The sequence below is a fragment of the Aeribacillus sp. SP014 genome (assembly GCF_054055575.1).
This window is the reverse complement of record NZ_JBSRXI010000001.1, coordinates 2525106-2542941: the sequence shown is the minus strand read 5'-3', so window position 1 is coordinate 2542941 and position 17836 is coordinate 2525106. Positions and strand designations below refer to the sequence as shown.

The following is a 17836-nucleotide window of genomic DNA, read 5'->3' as shown; positions in this document are numbered from 1 at the left end:
GTCCGAAAGGTGTATACGCTATTTGTATGCACTTTGGCAAAACCTCTTTGTGCCTCATCGGCCAAAGAGGTTTTTTTGTGCAAATTCCATAAGGAGGAAAAAACATGAAAAGAAATATTATACTAGATGTTCATGATAAACCTGATTTTATCACATGGCTCGCCTTAAGCTTCCAACATTTATTTGCCATGTTTGGAGCAACGATTCTCGTACCGTTTTTAGTCAAAATTGATCCTTCTGTTGCTTTGATTTCCAGCGGTCTCGGCACACTCGCATTTATTTTGATAACAAAAGGAAAAGTGCCGGCATATGTCGGCTCCTCCTTTGCCTTCATCACACCGTTAATTGCGGCTAAAGCTGCCGGCGGTGTAGGAGCGGCGATGATCGGCAGCTTTTTGGCAGGCCTAGTTTACGGGGTTGTCGCGCTTATCATCAAACAGACAGGATATAAATGGATTATGAAATTACTTCCAACTGTTGTCGTCGGTCCAGTAATTATGGTAATCGGACTTGGCCTTGCATCAACAGCTGTGAGTATGGCCATGAACGATCCTAAAGGACATTACAGCTTGCTTCACTTTTCAGCAGGCCTTGTTACGCTTCTGATCACCATTATAACAATGGCATTTTTTAAAGGATTTTTTAACCTAATCCCTGTATTAATCGGAATTTTCGGCGGATATGTATACTCGCTTATAATCGGTATTGTCGACTTTCAAAAAGTGGCGGAAGCCAAATGGTTTCAGCTCCCGAACTTTATCATTCCATTTGTTGATTATACACCTCACATTACATCTGAAATCATTCTGCTGATGGTTCCAGTCGCAGTGGTGACATTATCCGAGCATATCGGTCACCAAATGCTGTTAAGCCAAGTAATCGGAAAAGATTTAATCAAAGACCCTGGACTTGCCCGTTCCATTCTCGGCGACGGAGCGGCAACCATGATTGCATCTTTTATCGGTGGACCGCCGAACACGACATATGGCGAAAATATCGGCGTATTGGCGATTACAAGGATTTACAGCGTTTATGTCATTGCCGGTGCAGCTTTATTTGCAATCTTGTTTGGCTTTATTGGAAAAATATCCGCCTTGATCAGTTCGATTCCAACTCCAGTAATGGGAGGCGTTTCAATACTGCTCTTCGGGATCATCGCATCTTCAGGATTAAGAATGATGATTGAGCATAAAGTTGATCTGAACGAAAAAAGAAACTTAATCATCACCTCCGTCATTTTAGTAATAGGAATTGGCGAAGCGATGATTAAGTTCGGGGAAAGCTTTGAGTTACACGGAATGGCATTAGCTGCAATCATTGGCGTCATTTTAAACTTTGTGCTCCCAGGTAAAAAAGAAGAACATATTTTTGACACAAATGAAGAAGATTCAGTAGCGTAGCAATCACCTTTTAAAAAAGTCCAGAGAGGCTTTCAAGGGTGTGTGGGACAAATCATGCTTCGTCATTTGCTTACACCCTGTCATGCCTTGGCAGGGTGTTTTTTTAAAATTCAAACGTCAATCGCTTTTATTTAAAGGAAAGGGGAAGAAAGCGATGAAACATTTAGTGACAATGAGCACGCTGTCAACTGAAGAGATTATTGCCATTTTGGATGAAGCGGAACGCTTTAAAAAGGGAAAACGATGGAAAGTCGGAGAACAAACATTTATCGCCAACTTGTTTTTTGAGCCGAGTACGAGGACGAGGTTTAGTTTTGAAGCTGCTGAAAAAAAACTTGGACTTGACATTTTAAATGTGGATGGAGCTTCTTCAAGCATTCAAAAAGGAGAATCGTTGTACGATACTGTAAAAACTTTAGAATCGATCGGTGTCGAGGCGGTCGTCATCCGACATCCCGAGGACCGGTATTTTGACGAGCTTATCGGCCGTGTCCAAGTATCCATATTAAATGCTGGCGATGGGTGCGGACACCATCCAACGCAATGTTTGCTCGATTTGATGACAATTCGTGAAGAGTTTGGGCGTTTTAACGGATTGACGGTTTCCATCATCGGTGACATTCGCCACAGCCGTGTAGCAAGATCTGATGCAGAAGTGCTGACAAGGCTCGGGGCAACCGTATTGTTCTCTGGACCTGAAAAATTTCGGGACGACACCAATCCATACGGTACATACGTATCGATCAATGAAGCAATCGAAATGTCAGATGTTGTGATGCTCTTAAGAATCCAGCATGAACGCCACAGCGAAAAATGGACAGCTGATCAATATTTGGAGCAGTACGGATTGACAAAGGAACGGGAAAAAATGATGAAGGACCATGCGATTATTATGCACCCTGCACCGGTCAACAGAGGAGTTGAAATCGACGGAGATTTAGTAGAGTGCAGCCGGTCGCGAATTTTTAAACAGATGGAAAACGGTGTATTTGTCCGCATGGCAGTTATAAAACATGCGATTGAAAGTAAAGCACAAGGGGGAGAGAAGAAATATGTCCATTCTATTTAAAAATGCGCAATTGTTAACAGAGGAAGGCGAATTGACAAAGCGGGATGTTCTTGTGGAAAACGGAATAGTCAAACAAATATCGGAAGAGATAGCTGATGGAGCGGGAGACGTGATCGATTGCAACGGAAAGCTTCTTTCCCATGGATTTATCGATCTTCACGTTCATCTGCGTGAACCGGGTGGAGAAGCGAAAGAGACGATTGCCACCGGCACGCTGGCTGCAGCGAAGGGCGGCTTTACAACCGTTGCCTCCATGCCTAATACGAAGCCGCCTATTGATACAAAAGAAAAAATGATCAATTTACAAAAGCGAATTAAAGAAACAGCAAAGGTTCGCGTTCTTCCTTATGCAGCGATCACACTTGGGCAAAGCGGAAGCGAATTAACGGATTTTGATGCATTAAAAGAGGAAGGTGCTTTTGCCTTTACGGACGATGGCGTAGGTGTCCAGTCGGCCGGCATGATGTTTCAGGCAATGAAAAAAGCGGCGGAGAAAGGATATTCAATTGTCGCGCATTGTGAAGACAATACCCTTATCAACGGCGGATCCTTCCATGATGGAGTTTTTGCAAAAAATCACGGTATATCCGGCATTCCATCTGTATGTGAATCCGTTCAAATTGCAAGAGATGTTCTGTTGGCAGAAGCTAGCGGCTGCCATTACCACGTGTGCCATATTAGTTCAAAAGAATCCGTCAGAGCCGTCAGAGACGCCAAAAAAGCAGGCATCCGCGTGACATGCGAAGTAACCCCGCATCATCTTCTTTTATGTGATGAAGATATTCCGGAGCTTAATCCGAACTTTAAAATGAATCCGCCGCTTAGAGGCAGAGAAGACAAGAAAGCATTAATCGAAGGGCTGTTGGATGGAACAATCGATTTTATTGCTACGGATCATGCGCCTCATACGATGGAGGAGAAATCTTTAGAGGTCGATAAGGCGCCGTTTGGGATTGTCGGGTTGGAAACTGCCTTTCCTCTTTTGTACACATATTTTGTCGAACGGGGCATTTTTACATTGAAACAGCTTGTTGATTGGTTGACGGTAAAGCCTGCTAGAGCTTTTAACTTGGATATGGGGGAATTAAAAGAAGGCATTTCTGCAGATTTGACGCTCATTGATTTACAGGAAGAAAAAAGGATAGATGCCTCAACATTTGCATCAAAAGGAAAAAATACGCCGTTTAACGGCTGGCTTGCAAAAGGCTGGCCTGTTTTAACAATGGTGGACGGCAAAATCGTTTGGAAAAGGGGAGAGTAATATGAAACGGCAATTAGTGCTTGAAAACGGCGATGTTTTCATCGGCGATGGCTTTGGAAGCGATCGTGACATCATCGGAGAGGTTGTGTTCACAACCGGAATGACAGGCTATCAAGAAACACTTTCAGATCCTTCATATTGCGGGCAAATCGTAACGTTTACTTATCCATTGATCGGCAATTACGGCATCAACCGAGACGATTTTGAGACGATCCGCCCGTTCGTGAACGGGATGATTGTGAAGGAAGCCTGTGAAGCTCCCTCCAACTGGAGAAGTTTATATTCAATCAATGATTTTCTCATAGAAAACGATATTCCTGGCATCAGTGGAATCGATACAAGAAGGCTGACTAGAATTATCCGCAACTACGGAACGTTAAAAGGTGCAATCTGTTCAGCTGAGGCGGATCCAAAGCAAGTGGCTGAGAAATTAAGAGAAACGGAGCTGCCGCGCAATCAGGTGGAAATTGTATCGACGAAAAGACCATATCAAAGTCCAGGAAGAGGAAAAAGAGTGGTTGTTGTAGATTTTGGCATGAAGCATGGAATCTTAAGAGAATTAAACAGCCGAAATTGCGACTCGATCGTCGTTCCATATGATACATCTGCGGAGGAAATATTGCGATTGAAGCCTGACGGCGTTTTGCTCACAAACGGACCTGGAGATCCGCAAAACGTTCCAGAAGCAATTGAAATGCTGCGCGATCTTATCGGGAAAACCCCTATCTTTGGAATATGTTTAGGGCATCAGCTGCTCGCTTTAGCATGCGGTGCGAAAACAGAAAAATTAAAATTCGGCCACCGCGGCTCAAACCATCCAGTGAAGGATTTAAAAACTGGGAAAGTGTATATGACTTCCCAAAATCACGGCTATGCTGTAAGCATCGAATCCATTAGGAATACAGAGCTTGAAGTAACACATGTTGCACTGAACGACGGAACAATTGAAGGATTGAGACATCGCGTGCATCCTGCTTTCGCTGTTCAATACCATCCGGAAGCATCGCCGGGACCTGAGGATGCCAATCCATTGTTTAATCAATTTATCGAGCTGATGGAAAAGACTGCTCAAAGGGGGAATCTCAATGCCTAAGCGGAAAGATATTCAGAAAATTTTAGTTATCGGATCAGGACCGATTATTATCGGACAAGCGGCGGAGTTTGACTATTCGGGAACACAGGCGTGCTTAGCATTGAAAGAGGAAGGATATGAGGTAGTTCTTGTCAACTCGAACCCAGCGACAATTATGACGGATACGGAAATTGCCGACAAAGTGTATATGGAGCCGCTCACGCCGAGCTTTGTCGCCAAAATCATCCGCAAGGAAAGGCCGGATGCGATCCTGCCGACTCTCGGCGGACAGACTGGACTAAACTTGGCGGTCGAGCTTCATAAAATGGGTGTTTTAGAAGAGTGCGGCGTTGAAATTTTAGGAACTAAGCTTTCAGCCATTCAAAAAGCTGAAGACCGTGAACTGTTCCGCGAGCTTATGAAGGAGCTGAATGAACCGGTGCCGGAAAGCGCCATAATTCATGAGCTTGAAGAAGCGTTTCATTTTGTGGAGCAAGTCGGCTATCCGGTGATCGTCCGGCCTGCATATACACTTGGCGGGACCGGAGGCGGCATTTGTCACGATGAGGAAGAACTGATTGAAATTGTCACAAACGGTCTAAAGCTCAGCCCTGTTCATCAATGTCTGCTCGAAAAAAGCATTGCCGGCTACAAAGAAATCGAATATGAAGTGATGCGGGACTCAAAAGATAATAAAATCGTTGTCTGCAACATGGAAAATATTGACCCCGTCGGCATTCATACAGGCGATTCGATCGTTGTGGCGCCCAGCCAAACGATTTCAGACAGAGAATACCAGCTGCTCAGAAACGTGTCATTAAAAATTATCGGAGCTCTTGGCATCGAAGGCGGATGCAATGTTCAGCTTGCTCTTGATCCGGATAGTTTTCAATATTACGTTATCGAAGTGAACCCGCGGGTTAGCCGCTCATCCGCCCTTGCATCAAAAGCGACAGGATATCCGATTGCGAAACTCGCAGCGAAAATTGCCGTCGGTTTAACGTTAGATGAAATCATCAATCCAGTGACAGGGAAAACATTTGCTTGCTTTGAACCGGCGCTTGATTATGTTGTCACGAAAATACCGCGATGGCCGTTTGATAAATTTGAATCAGCCAACCGTGTGCTTGGCACTCAAATGAAAGCAACCGGTGAAGTCATGGCGATCGGCCGCACGTTTGAAGAATCGTTGTTAAAAGCTGTTCGTTCTCTCGAAGCAAGCGTCTACCATTTAACATTGAAAGAAAACGATGTCTCAGATGAAATGATTGAAAAGCGAATCAAGAAAGCAGGGGATGAACGAATCTTTTACATCGGCGAAGCGCTGAGAAGGGGTTTTTCCGTTGAGCAAATTCATCAATGGAGCAAAATCGACCGCTTTTTCTTGAATAAGATAAACAACATTATCGAATATGAACGAGAACTGAAAAAATCTCCATTTGATGTAAACGTGTTGAGAAAAGCAAAGCAGCTCGGATTTTCTGATCACTTTATCGCTTCGTTATGGAATACAGATGAATCGGAAGTTTATGAGTTTCGGAAAAAACAAGGAATTGTTCCAGTTTACAAAATGGTTGATACGTGTGCAAGCGAGTTTGAATCCGAGACGCCTTACTTTTACGGCACATATGAAGAAGAAAATGAATCGATTGTGACTGAACGAAAAAGTGTTGTCGTGTTAGGTTCAGGACCGATTCGAATCGGGCAGGGCATTGAGTTCGATTATGCAACAGTTCACTCTGTTTGGGCGATTCGCGAAGCAGGATATGAAGCAATCATTATCAATAACAATCCAGAAACGGTGTCAACGGATTTCAGCATTTCCGACAAGCTGTATTTTGAACCGCTGACGATCGAAGATGTCATGCATATTATCGACTTGGAGAAGCCGATTGGCGTTGTCGTCCAATTCGGCGGGCAAACGGCAATCAATTTGGCAGGCAAGCTGGCAAAACGAGGTGTCAAAATATTAGGAACAAGCCTGGAAAATTTAGATCGGGCGGAAGACCGCGACAAGTTCGAACAAGTGCTTGAAGCTTTGGAAATACCACAGCCTGTAGGGAAAACGGCTCTATCCGTCGCTGAAGCGGTGGAAATTGCGGAAGAAATCGGCTATCCGGTGCTTGTCCGTCCTTCCTATGTGCTTGGCGGCCGGGCGATGGAAATTGTCTACCATAAAGAAGAATTGCTCCATTATATGGAACATGCAGTAAAAATTAATCCGGAACATCCTGTTTTAATTGATCAATATTTAACCGGAATAGAAGTGGAAGTTGATGCGATTTCAGACGGTAAACATGTGCTCATTCCGGGCATTATGGAGCATATTGAGCGGGCAGGCGTGCACTCAGGGGACTCGATAGCGGTTTACCCGCCGCAAACGTTATCTGATCAGTTGAAAACAGAACTTGTTGATTATACGATTCGTTTGGCAAAAGGGCTGAATATTGTCGGACTGCTAAACATTCAATTTGTAATTGCTGACGGGCGGGTATACGTATTGGAAGTGAACCCAAGATCAAGCAGAACAGTTCCGTTTTTAAGTAAAATTACCGGAATTCCGATGGCTAAGCTTGCGACAAAGGTGATACTCGGTGCTAGCTTGCCGGAACTCGGTGTGAAAACAGGGCTTGCAAAAGAGGCGAAAGGTGTATTTGTGAAGGTGCCGGTATTTTCATTTGCGAAGTTGCGCCGTGTAGACATTACGCTTGGACCAGAAATGAAATCAACTGGGGAAGTAATCGGAAAGGATGCCACCTTTGAAAAGGCTCTTTATAAAGGCTTTGTTGCAGCCGGTACGAATATTTACGAGCACGGATCAGTGCTGCTTACGATTGCTGATAAGGACAAAAACGAGGCTTTAGAAATTGCGGGCAGATTTCGCAATATCGGCTATCAGCTGCTGGCGACGGAAGGAACCGCAAAGTTTCTAGAAGAGAACGGCATAAAAGCAAAAGTTGTCAGCAAAATCGGATCACGTGGCGACAACATTTTGGATGTGATACGCAATGGAAAAGCGCAATTTGTCATCAACACGCTGACGAAAGGAAAGCAGCCTGAGCGCGACGGCTTCAGAATCAGAAGGGAATCGGTTGAAAACGGTGTGCCGTGCCTCACTTCTTTAGACACTGCAAGGGCAATTTTACGCGTGCTTGAATCGATGGCTTTTACGGTTGAAAATCTCTCCGAACATAATAGGTAAAGAAGGTGATCCAATGATCAAAGCTTGGATGGAAATCATCAGCAACAGGCCAATTGCGAAAAACATTTATAAAATGGAATTAAAAGGAGAGCTCGTTCAACGCATTACTTGTCCGGGACAATTTGTTCAAATAAAAGTGGATGACAGTTTTGATCTGTTATTAAGAAGACCGATCAGCATTGCCGAATACAATGCCGAAAAAAACACGATGACATTAATTTATCGGGCAGAAGGCGCCGGAACGAAAAGATTGTCCAGAAAAAAAGCAAGTGAGCTTGTCGATGTTTTCGGACCGCTCGGAAACGGTTTTCCGGTTGAAGAAACGAAGGAAAAAGCATTGCTTGTCGGTGGCGGCATTGGCGTTCCCCCTCTTTATGAATTGTCGAAGCAGCTTGTTCAAAATGGAGTGGAAGTTGTCCATGTATTAGGATTTTCAACAAAAGCGGCGGTGTTTTACGAACAAGAGTTTAAGGAGCTGGGCGAAACGTTTGTGGCGACAGTTGACGGCACATTCGGCGCAAAAGGAACCGTTATGGATATCATCAATGAACAACGCTTCACATTTGAAACGCTCTATACATGCGGACCAACTCCGATGTTAAAAGCGATAGAAGAAGCATTTCCGCATAAAAAAGTGTTTTTGTCCCTGGAAGAAAGAATGGGCTGCGGAATCGGCGCTTGCTTTGCCTGTGTCCGCCGTACGAAAACCGATGCAAATGATTCGGGCTATAAGAAAATCTGTACCGACGGGCCTGTTTTTCGAATCGGGGAGGTGATGTTGGAATGTTAGCTGTTAAGCTTCCTGGTCTTGAGTTAAAAAATCCGATCATGCCCGCATCAGGATGCTTCGGCTTTGGCCGCGAATTTGCTAAGCTGTACGATTTATCCAAGCTTGGAGCGATCATGATCAAAGCAACAACGCTTGAGCCTAGATTCGGAAATCCAACACCAAGGGTGGCGGAAACGCCGTCGGGAATGCTCAATGCCATCGGGTTGCAAAATCCCGGATTAAAAAAAGTGATGGAGGAAGAGCTTCCTTGGCTTTCTCAATTTGATGTTCCGATCATTGCGAACATTGCCGGCTCGACTGTTGAAGAATATGTGGAAGTGGCAAAAGAAATCAGTAAAGCGCCTAACGTAAAAGCACTTGAACTAAACATTTCTTGTCCGAATGTTAAACAAGGGGGGATCATGTTCGGAACAGTTCCTGAAGTAGCCGGACATTTAACAGAAGCTGTGAAAAACGTTTCTTCAGTACCGGTTTATGTCAAGCTTTCTCCAAATGTAACTGACATTGTCGCCATGGCAAAAGCGGTGGAAAAAGCGGGAGCAGACGGAATTACGATGATCAACACGCTCCTCGGCATGCGGATCGATGTGAAAACAGGCCGGTCGATTATTGCTAATGGAACAGGCGGGCTTTCTGGACCTGCTGTCAAGCCGATTGCCGTTCGTATGATCTATCAGGTTTCCCAAAGTGTAGAAATCCCGGTCATTGGCATGGGAGGAATTATGAATGTCGATGATTGCATAGAATTTTTGCAGGCAGGAGCAAAGGCAGTCGCAATTGGTACAGCGAATTTTGTCAATCCTTACGTCTGTGTTGAACTTATTGATGCGTTGCCGAATCGGCTGAAAGAATTAGGCTTTGATCATGTGAATGAATGTGTCGGAAGGAGCTGGAAAGATGAAAAATCGTCCTCTAATTCTTGCCCTTGATTTTGATACGAGAGAAAAAGCATTGCAGTTTGTGCAAATATTTGAGGAGCCTTTATTTGTTAAAGTGGGGATGGAACTTTTTTATCAAGAAGGCCCTTCTATCATTGAAGAATTACAGCGAAGCGGTCATCAAATATTTCTTGATTTGAAGCTGCATGATATACCAAATACCGTGAAACAAACGATGAAAGGACTTGCCAAGCTCGGAGTCGATTTGATCACTATTCACGCTGCGGGAGGTAGAGACATGATGGAAGCAGCGATAGAAGGGCTGGAGGCGGGAGCTCAGAGCGTAAATAAGCGTCCAGATGTTGTCGCTGTCACCCAGCTGACAAGCACTTCCAGCGAGATGCTAAAAAATGAACTTCTCATTGAAAAGCCGTTGCTTGAGACGGTTTTACATTATGCGGAAAATGCAAAAAAAAGCGGGATGAGCGGTGTTGTTTGTTCTGTCCATGAAGTAAGCGAAATAAGAAAAACGTGCGGTCCATCTTTTCTGACTGTTACGCCTGGAATTCGTTTAGCAAAAGATAGAGCACAGGATCAAGTCCGCATTGCGACGCCAAAATTTGCAAAGGAACAAGGCGCATCAGCCATTGTTGTCGGCAGGACAATTACAAAAGCAGAGGATCCTGTTGCAGCCTACAATGAGGTAAAAAAAGAATGGGAGGGTAAGGTGGAATGAAAAAGGAAATCGCCAAACATTTGCTAGAAATTGAAGCAGTTACTCTCAGACCAAATGAACCGTTTACGTGGGCAAGCGGAATAAAATCGCCCATTTATTGCGACAATCGTTTGACTCTATCGTATCCGAAGCTCCGCAAAATCATTTATAAAGGACTAGCTCAACTAATCAGTGAGCATTTTTCCGATGCTGAATTAATTGCTGGAACTGCAACAGCCGGTATTCCCCATGCGGCATTAGTTGCTGAAGAGCTGGGATTGCCTATGTGTTATGTGCGCAGCACACCGAAAAAGCATGGGAAGGGAAACCAAATAGAAGGAAAAGTGAGGGAAGGACAAAAAGCTGTTGTAATCGAAGACTTGATTTCAACAGGGGCAAGCTCCTTAAAAGCTGTTGAAGCACTAAGAAATGCTGGCTGTCAAGTACTAGGTGTCGCCGCAATTTTTACCTACGGTCTTCCTCAAGGAAAGCAAAACTTTGCCAATGCTGGCATTCCGGCGATCGCATTAAGTGATTATGACACTTTAATCCAAGTGGCTTTGGAAGTGCAAATGATTTCAAAAGAGGATCTCGACCGCTTGTCATTATGGCGAAAAAATCCTGAAAACGACAGTTGGCTCGAAAAAGTTTAACCGCCTTTTCATATAATATTTAATTCCAATCAAAAAACTCGGGTTGACTTTTAGGAAAATTATGATAAAATTTGATAGCATATAGCACGTTCTTGAAAGGAACACTGTGAATCTTCTAACCTAATTTTTAAGTACAAAATGTCATTTGTACAAATGAAAGAAAAGAAGGATTATATAAAAAGCTGTCTCAATAAACCGCTGACTAGACGACTAGAGGCGGTTTTCAATCCTTTTATTGAACGCGCTCTATTCCTTTTCTAATAAGGGGGAAAGGCGAATGCTTACGTACGAAACCTGGGCGGAACCTGATCTCGTGTTTGATGAGACATCGGACACAAAAGGTGCCCTAGAGGTGTTGGAATGGGCATATTCAACATATAAAGATGATATTGTGTATTCGTGCAGCTTTGGAATTGAAGGGATTGTACTCATTGATTTAATATCGAAGGTCAATCCGACCGCACGGATTGTCTTTTTGGACACGGGGCTGCATTTTAAAGAAACCTATGATTGCATAGAAAAAGTAAAAAATCGATATCCAGATTTAAATATAGAATTAAAAAAACCAGAGATCACATTAGAAGAGCAAAAAGAGCAATATGGAGATAAGCTTTGGGAGAAAGATCCGAATCTTTGCTGTCACATCCGGAAAGTGGTTCCATTAAGGGAGACGCTTGAACCAGTAAAAGCATGGATTTCAGGATTAAGAAGAGAACAATCGCCGACAAGAAAACATGTAAACTATATTAATAAAGATGAGAAATTCCAAAAGGTGAAAATTTGCCCTCTCATCCACTGGACCTGGAAGGAAGTTTGGCGATATGTTTATAAACATGATTTGCCTTATATCGTCTTACATGATCAAGGTTATCCTTCCATTGGCTGCCAGCCTTGTACTCAGCCAGCCATTAACATGGATGATCTGCGTTCTGGAAGATGGGTCGGCCATCAAAAGCTTGAATGCGGATTACATGAGAGTACAAGTGTGACAAAATAATGGAAGCCTATAACCATTAGAGGAAGCGGTGCGGCGGCAGCGGGTGCTGCCTGTCGTACAGGAGCGGTAAAAACATATCGCTTTTTCCTCCATTCGGACTGCTGGAAATGTTCTCTGTTCAATGGTCGGTGGAGGTGAAGGTGCCTAAACCGTCTGCTTCGGCTTCATCGATAGTTGATTCAATCATTTTATCTTTGGTGTTTGTTCAATCAAAATATGAATATCACTTACAAGTGAAGTGACAGTTTGATCTACAGCAGGCCTTTTTCCGCAGATAATGCTTTATAAAAACTCGTCATAAAAAAATAAAGTTTTGAAGACTCGTTTCATGAAATGATTCCAATTGTTCAAGCTTTTTTTTACTCGTTTTTGATGATGGCGTATCGCAACGATTTAGATTTATTTAGCGGCTAAGGCTAAAAATTTTTTCAATAAAAGCCTAGTAAATAAATATGAATATAGGAATATATGGCGTAGCAAGGAGGAGATCAAATGGGGATTGCACCGCACGGAGGAACATTAATCAATCGCTATAATCCAGAATACAATTATTCTCATATTCAAGAAGCAATTGAATTGGATAATATCGGGCTCTCTGACTTAGAGTTAATCGGTATTGGAGCATTTAGTCCATTAACGGGTTTTTTAACTAAAAAAGATTATGATAGTGTTGTCGAAAACATGCGTCTTGCCAATGGTATAGTTTGGAGCATTCCAATTACACTTCCTGTTGAAGAAGAACAAGCTGATCGCATCGACATTGGAGATGAAGTTAAGCTGACATTTAACGGAGAAGTATACGGTGTGATCAAAGTGGAAGATAAATATAAGCCGGATAAACAAAAAGAAGCGGAATATGTTTATCGGACAAAAGATGAAGAGCACCCAGGAGTTGCTAAATTGTATGAGCGTCCACCTGTCTATCTTGGCGGGGATGTCGTGTTAGTAAAGAAAACGGAAAAGCCGTTTCCAAACGAAACATTTGAACCAGCGGAATCTCGAGCCGCTTTTGAACGTTTCGGCTGGAATACAGTCGTAGGGTTTCAAACGAGAAATCCTGTTCACCGGGCGCATGAATACATTCAAAAAACAGCTCTTGAAACCGTAGACGGATTATTTCTGCAGCCGCTTGTCGGCGAAACAAAAAAGGATGATATTCCTGCGGATATTCGCATGGAAAGCTATCGAGTTCTGTTGGAAAATTACTATCCAAAAGATCGTGTTCTGTTAGGAATTTTTCCAGCCGCCATGCGCTATGCCGGACCAAGGGAAGCGATATTCCATGCTATCGTTCGAAAAAATTATGGGTGTACGCATTTCATCGTTGGAAGAGACCATGCAGGGGTTGGAAATTATTATGGAACATATGATGCGCAGAAAATCTTTTTCAACTTTACAAAAGAGGAATTAGACATTACGCCGCTGTTTTTTGAACACAGCTTTTATTGTAAAAAATGCGACGGCATGGCTTCCCATAAAACATGCCCACATTCTGATGACGACCGTGTCATTTTATCAGGCACAAAAGTAAGGGAAAAACTTCGAAACGGTGAGCCGCTGCCAAACACTTTCAGCCGTCCGGAAGTTGTGGAAGTGCTTGTAAAAGGTCTGCGCCAAGAAGCATTGCAAAAATGAGGTGGAATTAACGTGACAAGCAAAAATATTGTATGGCATCATCATTCCGTCACAAAAGAAGAGCGGAGGAAAAAGTCGGGGCATCACAGCTTTGTTCTATGGTTTACCGGATTGTCCGGTTCCGGCAAATCAACGTTAGCCAATGCATTAAACCAAAAGCTGTTCAATGAAAATATTTCGTCTTACGTACTAGATGGAGACAACGTTCGCCATGGGTTGAACAAAGATTTAGGATTTTCGGAATTGGACCGAAAAGAAAACATTCGGCGCATTGGAGAAGTTGCAAAATTATTTGTAGACAGCGGTCAAGTTGTTTTGACAGCCTTTATTTCTCCATATAAAGAAGATCGGGAGTTAGTAAGAAATTTGCTCGAGCATGATGAGTTCATTGAAATATATGTTAAATGCTCATTATCAGAATGTGAAAAACGAGATCCGAAAGGGCTGTACAAAAAAGCGAGAAACGGTGAAATAAAACATTTTACAGGTATCGACGATCCATATGAAGAGCCTGAAAATCCTGAAATCATTGTTCATTCTGAGGAATGGTCAGTAGAAGAAAGTGTTGAACATATTTTTCAATATTTAAAAAATCGAAAGTTCCTATAATTTTAAACATTGGGGGAGTTGCAATGGCACATGAAAAAGTATGGGCAAACAATGAAAATTTAAATAAGTTTGAATTAAAAAAGCTTGAAAAAGACGGATTGGATATTTTGGAAGAAATCGACACCTTTGCGAAAAACGGCCTTTGCTTCCATTCCGGAAGAAGATTGGGATTTGCTCAAATGGGCGGGGCTGTATCTTCAACGGCCTAAAAAAGACGGTTATTTTATGATGCGGATCAAAGTACCGACGGGAATATTAAACTATGAACAAGTCGTTGCACTCGCAGGGATCTGCAGAGATTTTGGCCGGGATCTATTTGATATTACAACTCGTCAAGCCATCCAATTCCATTGGCTGGAAATCGAGAACATTCTGGAAATATTTAGACGCTTGGATGAAGTCGGTTTAACAACGGTAGGCGCCTGTGGCGACATCGCCCGCAACGTGATTGGAAATCCTCTTGCGGGCATTGACCCGGAGGAGCTTTTGGACACAGAACCGATTGTGCGAGAAATTCATCAATTTTTCCATAAAAATAGAGATTTTTCCAATTTGCCAAGAAAATATAAAATTTCGATTAGTGCAAGCTACTACAATTCCGGACATGCCGAAATCAATGATTTAGCTTTCATACCAGCTACAAAAGAGATTGACGGAAAGCTTGTGAAAGGCTTTCATGTAAAGGTCGGTGGCGGACTATCATCAAAACCGCATTTGGCCCAACCATTGAACATTTTCGTAACCCCGGATAAAGTGAAGGATGTTGCCATTGCGGTCACAACCATCTTCCGTGATTACGGCTATCGTGAGAAAAGACACCGCGCCCGTCTAAAATTTTTAGTTGCCGATTGGGGTGTAGAAAAATTCCAAGAAAAACTGCTTGAACTGACAGGTCCGCTTCCGGAGAGAGGAAACGATGAAACAAAAGGCTGGAATGCAGGATATTTTTACGGCGTTCATCCGCAAAAGCAAAAAGGCTTGAATTACATTGGCTTTAATGTTCCGCTCGGAAGACTTTATTCCGAGGAAGTGCTGGAGATCGCCAGAATTTCCAAAAAATACGGAAATGGACAAATCCGAACTTGCAATACACAAAATATTGTGATTCCAAACGTTCCGGATGATCAAGTTGAAGCTTTGCTGGCAGAAGAAATTTTTCAAAAGGGCAGAATTACCATCAAGCCGAAATCATTCATTGGTTATGCCGTTTCCTGCACTGGAACGGAATTTTGCAACCTTGCGCTTGTTGAAACGAAACAGCGGATGAAAACAATTGTCGAATATTTGGATCAAGAATTAGAATTGGATGTACCTGTTCGGATGCACATCACAGGCTGCCCGAATTCATGCGGTCAGCGGCAAATCGCGGACATCGGTCTGCAAGGCGTTTTGATGAGAACAAAAGATAAAAAAATGGTCGATGCCTACGAAATTCATGTTGGCGGAACGCTTCTTGACGGCGGTCGATTTAATGAAAAATTGAAAGGAAAAATTGAGGCAGAGAAGCTTCATTTAGTGTTGAAAGATTTTCTGCAATATTTCAAAGAAACGAAGCTGGCCGGCGAAACCTTTTTAGAATATTATGATCGCGTCGGCATTGAACCTTTGCAGGCGAAGCTCGATGAGATTTTGGAACCTCTCGGAGCTTAAATGGGGTGTCAGCATGTATTTGTATCGCTTTCTTGTAAAAACGAAGGAGAAGGAAATTCCAGTAATCATCGCGGCCGAAAATGATTTGAAAGCATTCGAGCAAGTAGATGTTGAGCTTGAAAAATTTTATTTAAAGGTTCTTGATATTGAAGATGTTACGTTGTACGAAAAGAAAAAAATACGAAAAAGTGCAGGGTTTGTGATTGATGAAAGCGACGTGACGCTCTGTACGTAGTGGGGGAGATCAGCGTGGGAAAAGTGTATATTGTCGGAGCAGGCCCAGGAGATCCAGAATTAATCACAATAAAAGCGATGAAGGCGATTCAGAAGGCGGATGTGATTTTATATGACAGGCTTGTCAACAAAGAGCTCCTTGCTTATGCAAAAAAAGAAGCGGATCTCATTTATTGCGGCAAATTGCCAAATTACCATACGATGCGCCAAGAGACGATCAATAAGTTTTTAGTGAAGTATGCCCAGGCAGGCAAAATCGTAACGCGGTTAAAAGGAGGCGACCCCTATCTGTTTGGCAGAGGGGGGGAGGAAGCGGAAGTATTGGTGCAAAAACGAATTCCTTTTGAAGTGATCCCCGGGGTTACGGCTGCTTCCGCCGCTTCCGCCTATGCTGGCATCCCGCTTACGCATCGCAACATCAGCGCTTCGTGTGCATTTATTACCGGACATAGAGCAGGGGATTTGACAATTAAAGAGGAAACGATTCGTTTAATGAAAGCAGCGGACACCGTTGCCGTCTATATGGGTGTGAAAAATATTGCGGAAATCCAAGATATGATTATACGAAGCGGGAAGGATCAAAATACGCCTGTTGCCTTTATTGAATGGGCGACTACGGAAGAACAACGGACAGTAACGACAACCGTGAAGGAAATGGCGAAATCGGCAGAAGAAAATTGTATTTCCAATCCATGCATGATTATTATCGGCGAAGTCGTTCGTTTTCATGACCAGTTGAACTGGTTTGAGAAGCAGATGAGCAACATCGATTTTACAACAGGGGTTTCGTTATGAAAAAAGGGGTTCTGTATATCTTTCACGGCAGTCGGTTGCGAGATTCTAGAGAAGAGGCGATTCATTTTTTCAATGAAGTGAAGGCGAGCCTGCCATACGAGATTCAAGAAATCTCTTTCCTTGAGCTTGCAAAGCCTACCATTGAGGAAGGATTTGCATCCTGTTTCGCAAAAGGAGCTGCTCATATTGCGGTAATTCCAGTGCTGTTATTAGCTGCCGGCCATGCTAAACAAGATATACCAGCTATTCTTTCGACATTGCAGACAAATTATCCGGAAGCAATGATCTCCTATGGCATGCCTTTTGGCGTTGATGAATTGATGCTAGAGGCAGTGGAAGACAGAATTAAACGCGTTTTGAATAGACCGAAAAAGTCTAGAATGATTTTGATCGGTCGAGGAAGCCGGGATGTGGAAATGCAGCAAGATTTTTTAACGATTGGCCGCATGCTTGAAGAGCGATTGGAAGTACCGGTGACGTGCTGCTATTTAACCGCAGCTTCTCCTCTTTTTCAAGATGTTGTTCAATCCGTTCCAAAAATGCCGGAAGAAGAAATAATTTTTGTGCCTTATTTATTGTTTACAGGTCTATTGTTAAAAGGAGTTCAAAAGGAAATCGAGCAATTGCAAAGAGTAACAAATAAAAAGATTATGTTAACTGATCATATCGGAAACCATTCAGCTGTTAAAGAGCTGCTTCGCGTCAGAGTTGAAGAGGCGTTTGCAGCAAGAGCAGAGAATAAATATTTGAAAAAGGAAACCGTGTTATGAATGGTTTCCTTTTTCTCTGTACTGAAATGAGGCGTACATAATTTTTCAAGATTAGAGCTAGTGAAGGCGACATTCCAGATGATCAACGTTGTTAATGGAGTAAGAG

The 17836-nt window shown here is 43.0% G+C and carries 15 protein-coding genes and 1 pseudogene; all 16 read left to right on the top strand.

Annotated features, from left to right (window positions below; all coding sequences use genetic code 11):
- The first annotated feature begins 104 nt into the window (after positions 1-104).
- The 16 genes and pseudogenes from ACVIJU_RS12290 (at position 105) to ACVIJU_RS12215 (ending at position 17730) form a co-directional block, all read left to right on the top strand.
- Positions 105-1400: a solute carrier family 23 protein gene (locus ACVIJU_RS12290; RefSeq protein WP_063388473.1), complete on the top strand. Its 1296-nt coding sequence runs from the start codon at positions 105-107 to the stop codon at positions 1398-1400.
- A gap of 154 nt (positions 1401-1554) precedes the next feature.
- The gene (locus ACVIJU_RS12285) at positions 1555-2469 is read left to right on the top strand and encodes an aspartate carbamoyltransferase catalytic subunit (protein ID WP_144597713.1); all 915 of its coding nucleotides are present in this window, start codon (positions 1555-1557) and stop codon (positions 2467-2469) included.
- Positions 2453-3730, top strand: a complete 1278-nt coding sequence (locus tag ACVIJU_RS12280) for a dihydroorotase (protein WP_063388472.1) — start codon at positions 2453-2455, stop codon at positions 3728-3730. The genes ACVIJU_RS12285 and ACVIJU_RS12280 overlap by 17 nt, the downstream gene beginning before the upstream one ends.
- Before the next feature lies 1 nt (position 3731).
- Complete coding sequence (locus tag ACVIJU_RS12275; RefSeq protein WP_094246082.1) at positions 3732-4823, top strand: carbamoyl phosphate synthase small subunit; 1092 nt, start codon at positions 3732-3734, stop codon at positions 4821-4823.
- Positions 4816-8004: a carbamoyl-phosphate synthase large subunit gene (carB, locus tag ACVIJU_RS12270; protein WP_063388470.1), complete on the top strand. Its 3189-nt coding sequence runs from the start codon at positions 4816-4818 to the stop codon at positions 8002-8004. Before ACVIJU_RS12275 ends, carB begins: the two co-directional genes overlap by 8 nt.
- A gap of 13 nt (positions 8005-8017) precedes the next feature.
- Positions 8018-8794, top strand: a complete 777-nt coding sequence (locus ACVIJU_RS12265; protein WP_144597711.1) for a dihydroorotate dehydrogenase electron transfer subunit — start codon at positions 8018-8020, stop codon at positions 8792-8794.
- Complete coding sequence (locus ACVIJU_RS12260) at positions 8788-9723, top strand: dihydroorotate dehydrogenase (RefSeq protein WP_130158122.1); 936 nt, start codon at positions 8788-8790, stop codon at positions 9721-9723. The genes ACVIJU_RS12265 and ACVIJU_RS12260 overlap by 7 nt, the downstream gene beginning before the upstream one ends.
- On the top strand, positions 9692-10408 hold the full coding sequence (gene pyrF, locus ACVIJU_RS12255) for an orotidine-5'-phosphate decarboxylase (RefSeq protein WP_456687650.1): 717 nt from the start codon (positions 9692-9694) through the stop codon (positions 10406-10408). The genes ACVIJU_RS12260 and pyrF overlap by 32 nt, the downstream gene beginning before the upstream one ends.
- Positions 10405-11040, top strand: a complete 636-nt coding sequence (pyrE, locus tag ACVIJU_RS12250) for an orotate phosphoribosyltransferase (protein ID WP_063388466.1) — start codon at positions 10405-10407, stop codon at positions 11038-11040. Before pyrF ends, pyrE begins: the two co-directional genes overlap by 4 nt.
- Before the next feature lie 277 nt (positions 11041-11317).
- A complete protein-coding gene (locus ACVIJU_RS12245; protein ID WP_063388465.1) occupies positions 11318-12037 on the top strand; it encodes a phosphoadenylyl-sulfate reductase in 720 nt (239 codons plus the stop codon).
- 492 nt (positions 12038-12529) lie between these two features.
- Positions 12530-13672 carry a sulfate adenylyltransferase gene (gene sat / locus ACVIJU_RS12240; RefSeq protein ID WP_094246079.1) on the top strand — a complete coding sequence of 381 codons (1143 nt, stop codon included), beginning with the start codon at positions 12530-12532 and terminating at the stop codon, positions 13670-13672.
- Between the two features lie 12 nt (positions 13673-13684).
- On the top strand, positions 13685-14281 hold the full coding sequence (cysC, locus tag ACVIJU_RS12235) for an adenylyl-sulfate kinase (protein ID WP_066246569.1): 597 nt from the start codon (positions 13685-13687) through the stop codon (positions 14279-14281).
- 23 nt (positions 14282-14304) lie between these two features.
- Positions 14305-15931: pseudogene (locus tag ACVIJU_RS12230) on the top strand (nitrite/sulfite reductase).
- Positions 15932-15944: 13 nt separating this feature from the next.
- Complete coding sequence (locus ACVIJU_RS12225; protein ID WP_063388461.1) at positions 15945-16166, top strand: DUF3906 family protein; 222 nt, start codon at positions 15945-15947, stop codon at positions 16164-16166.
- A gap of 14 nt (positions 16167-16180) precedes the next feature.
- Positions 16181-16960, top strand: a complete 780-nt coding sequence (gene cobA / locus ACVIJU_RS12220; RefSeq protein ID WP_063388460.1) for a uroporphyrinogen-III C-methyltransferase — start codon at positions 16181-16183, stop codon at positions 16958-16960.
- Positions 16957-17730, top strand: a complete 774-nt coding sequence (locus tag ACVIJU_RS12215) for a sirohydrochlorin chelatase (protein ID WP_094246077.1) — start codon at positions 16957-16959, stop codon at positions 17728-17730. Before cobA ends, ACVIJU_RS12215 begins: the two co-directional genes overlap by 4 nt.
- Positions 17731-17836: the final 106 nt, after the last annotated feature.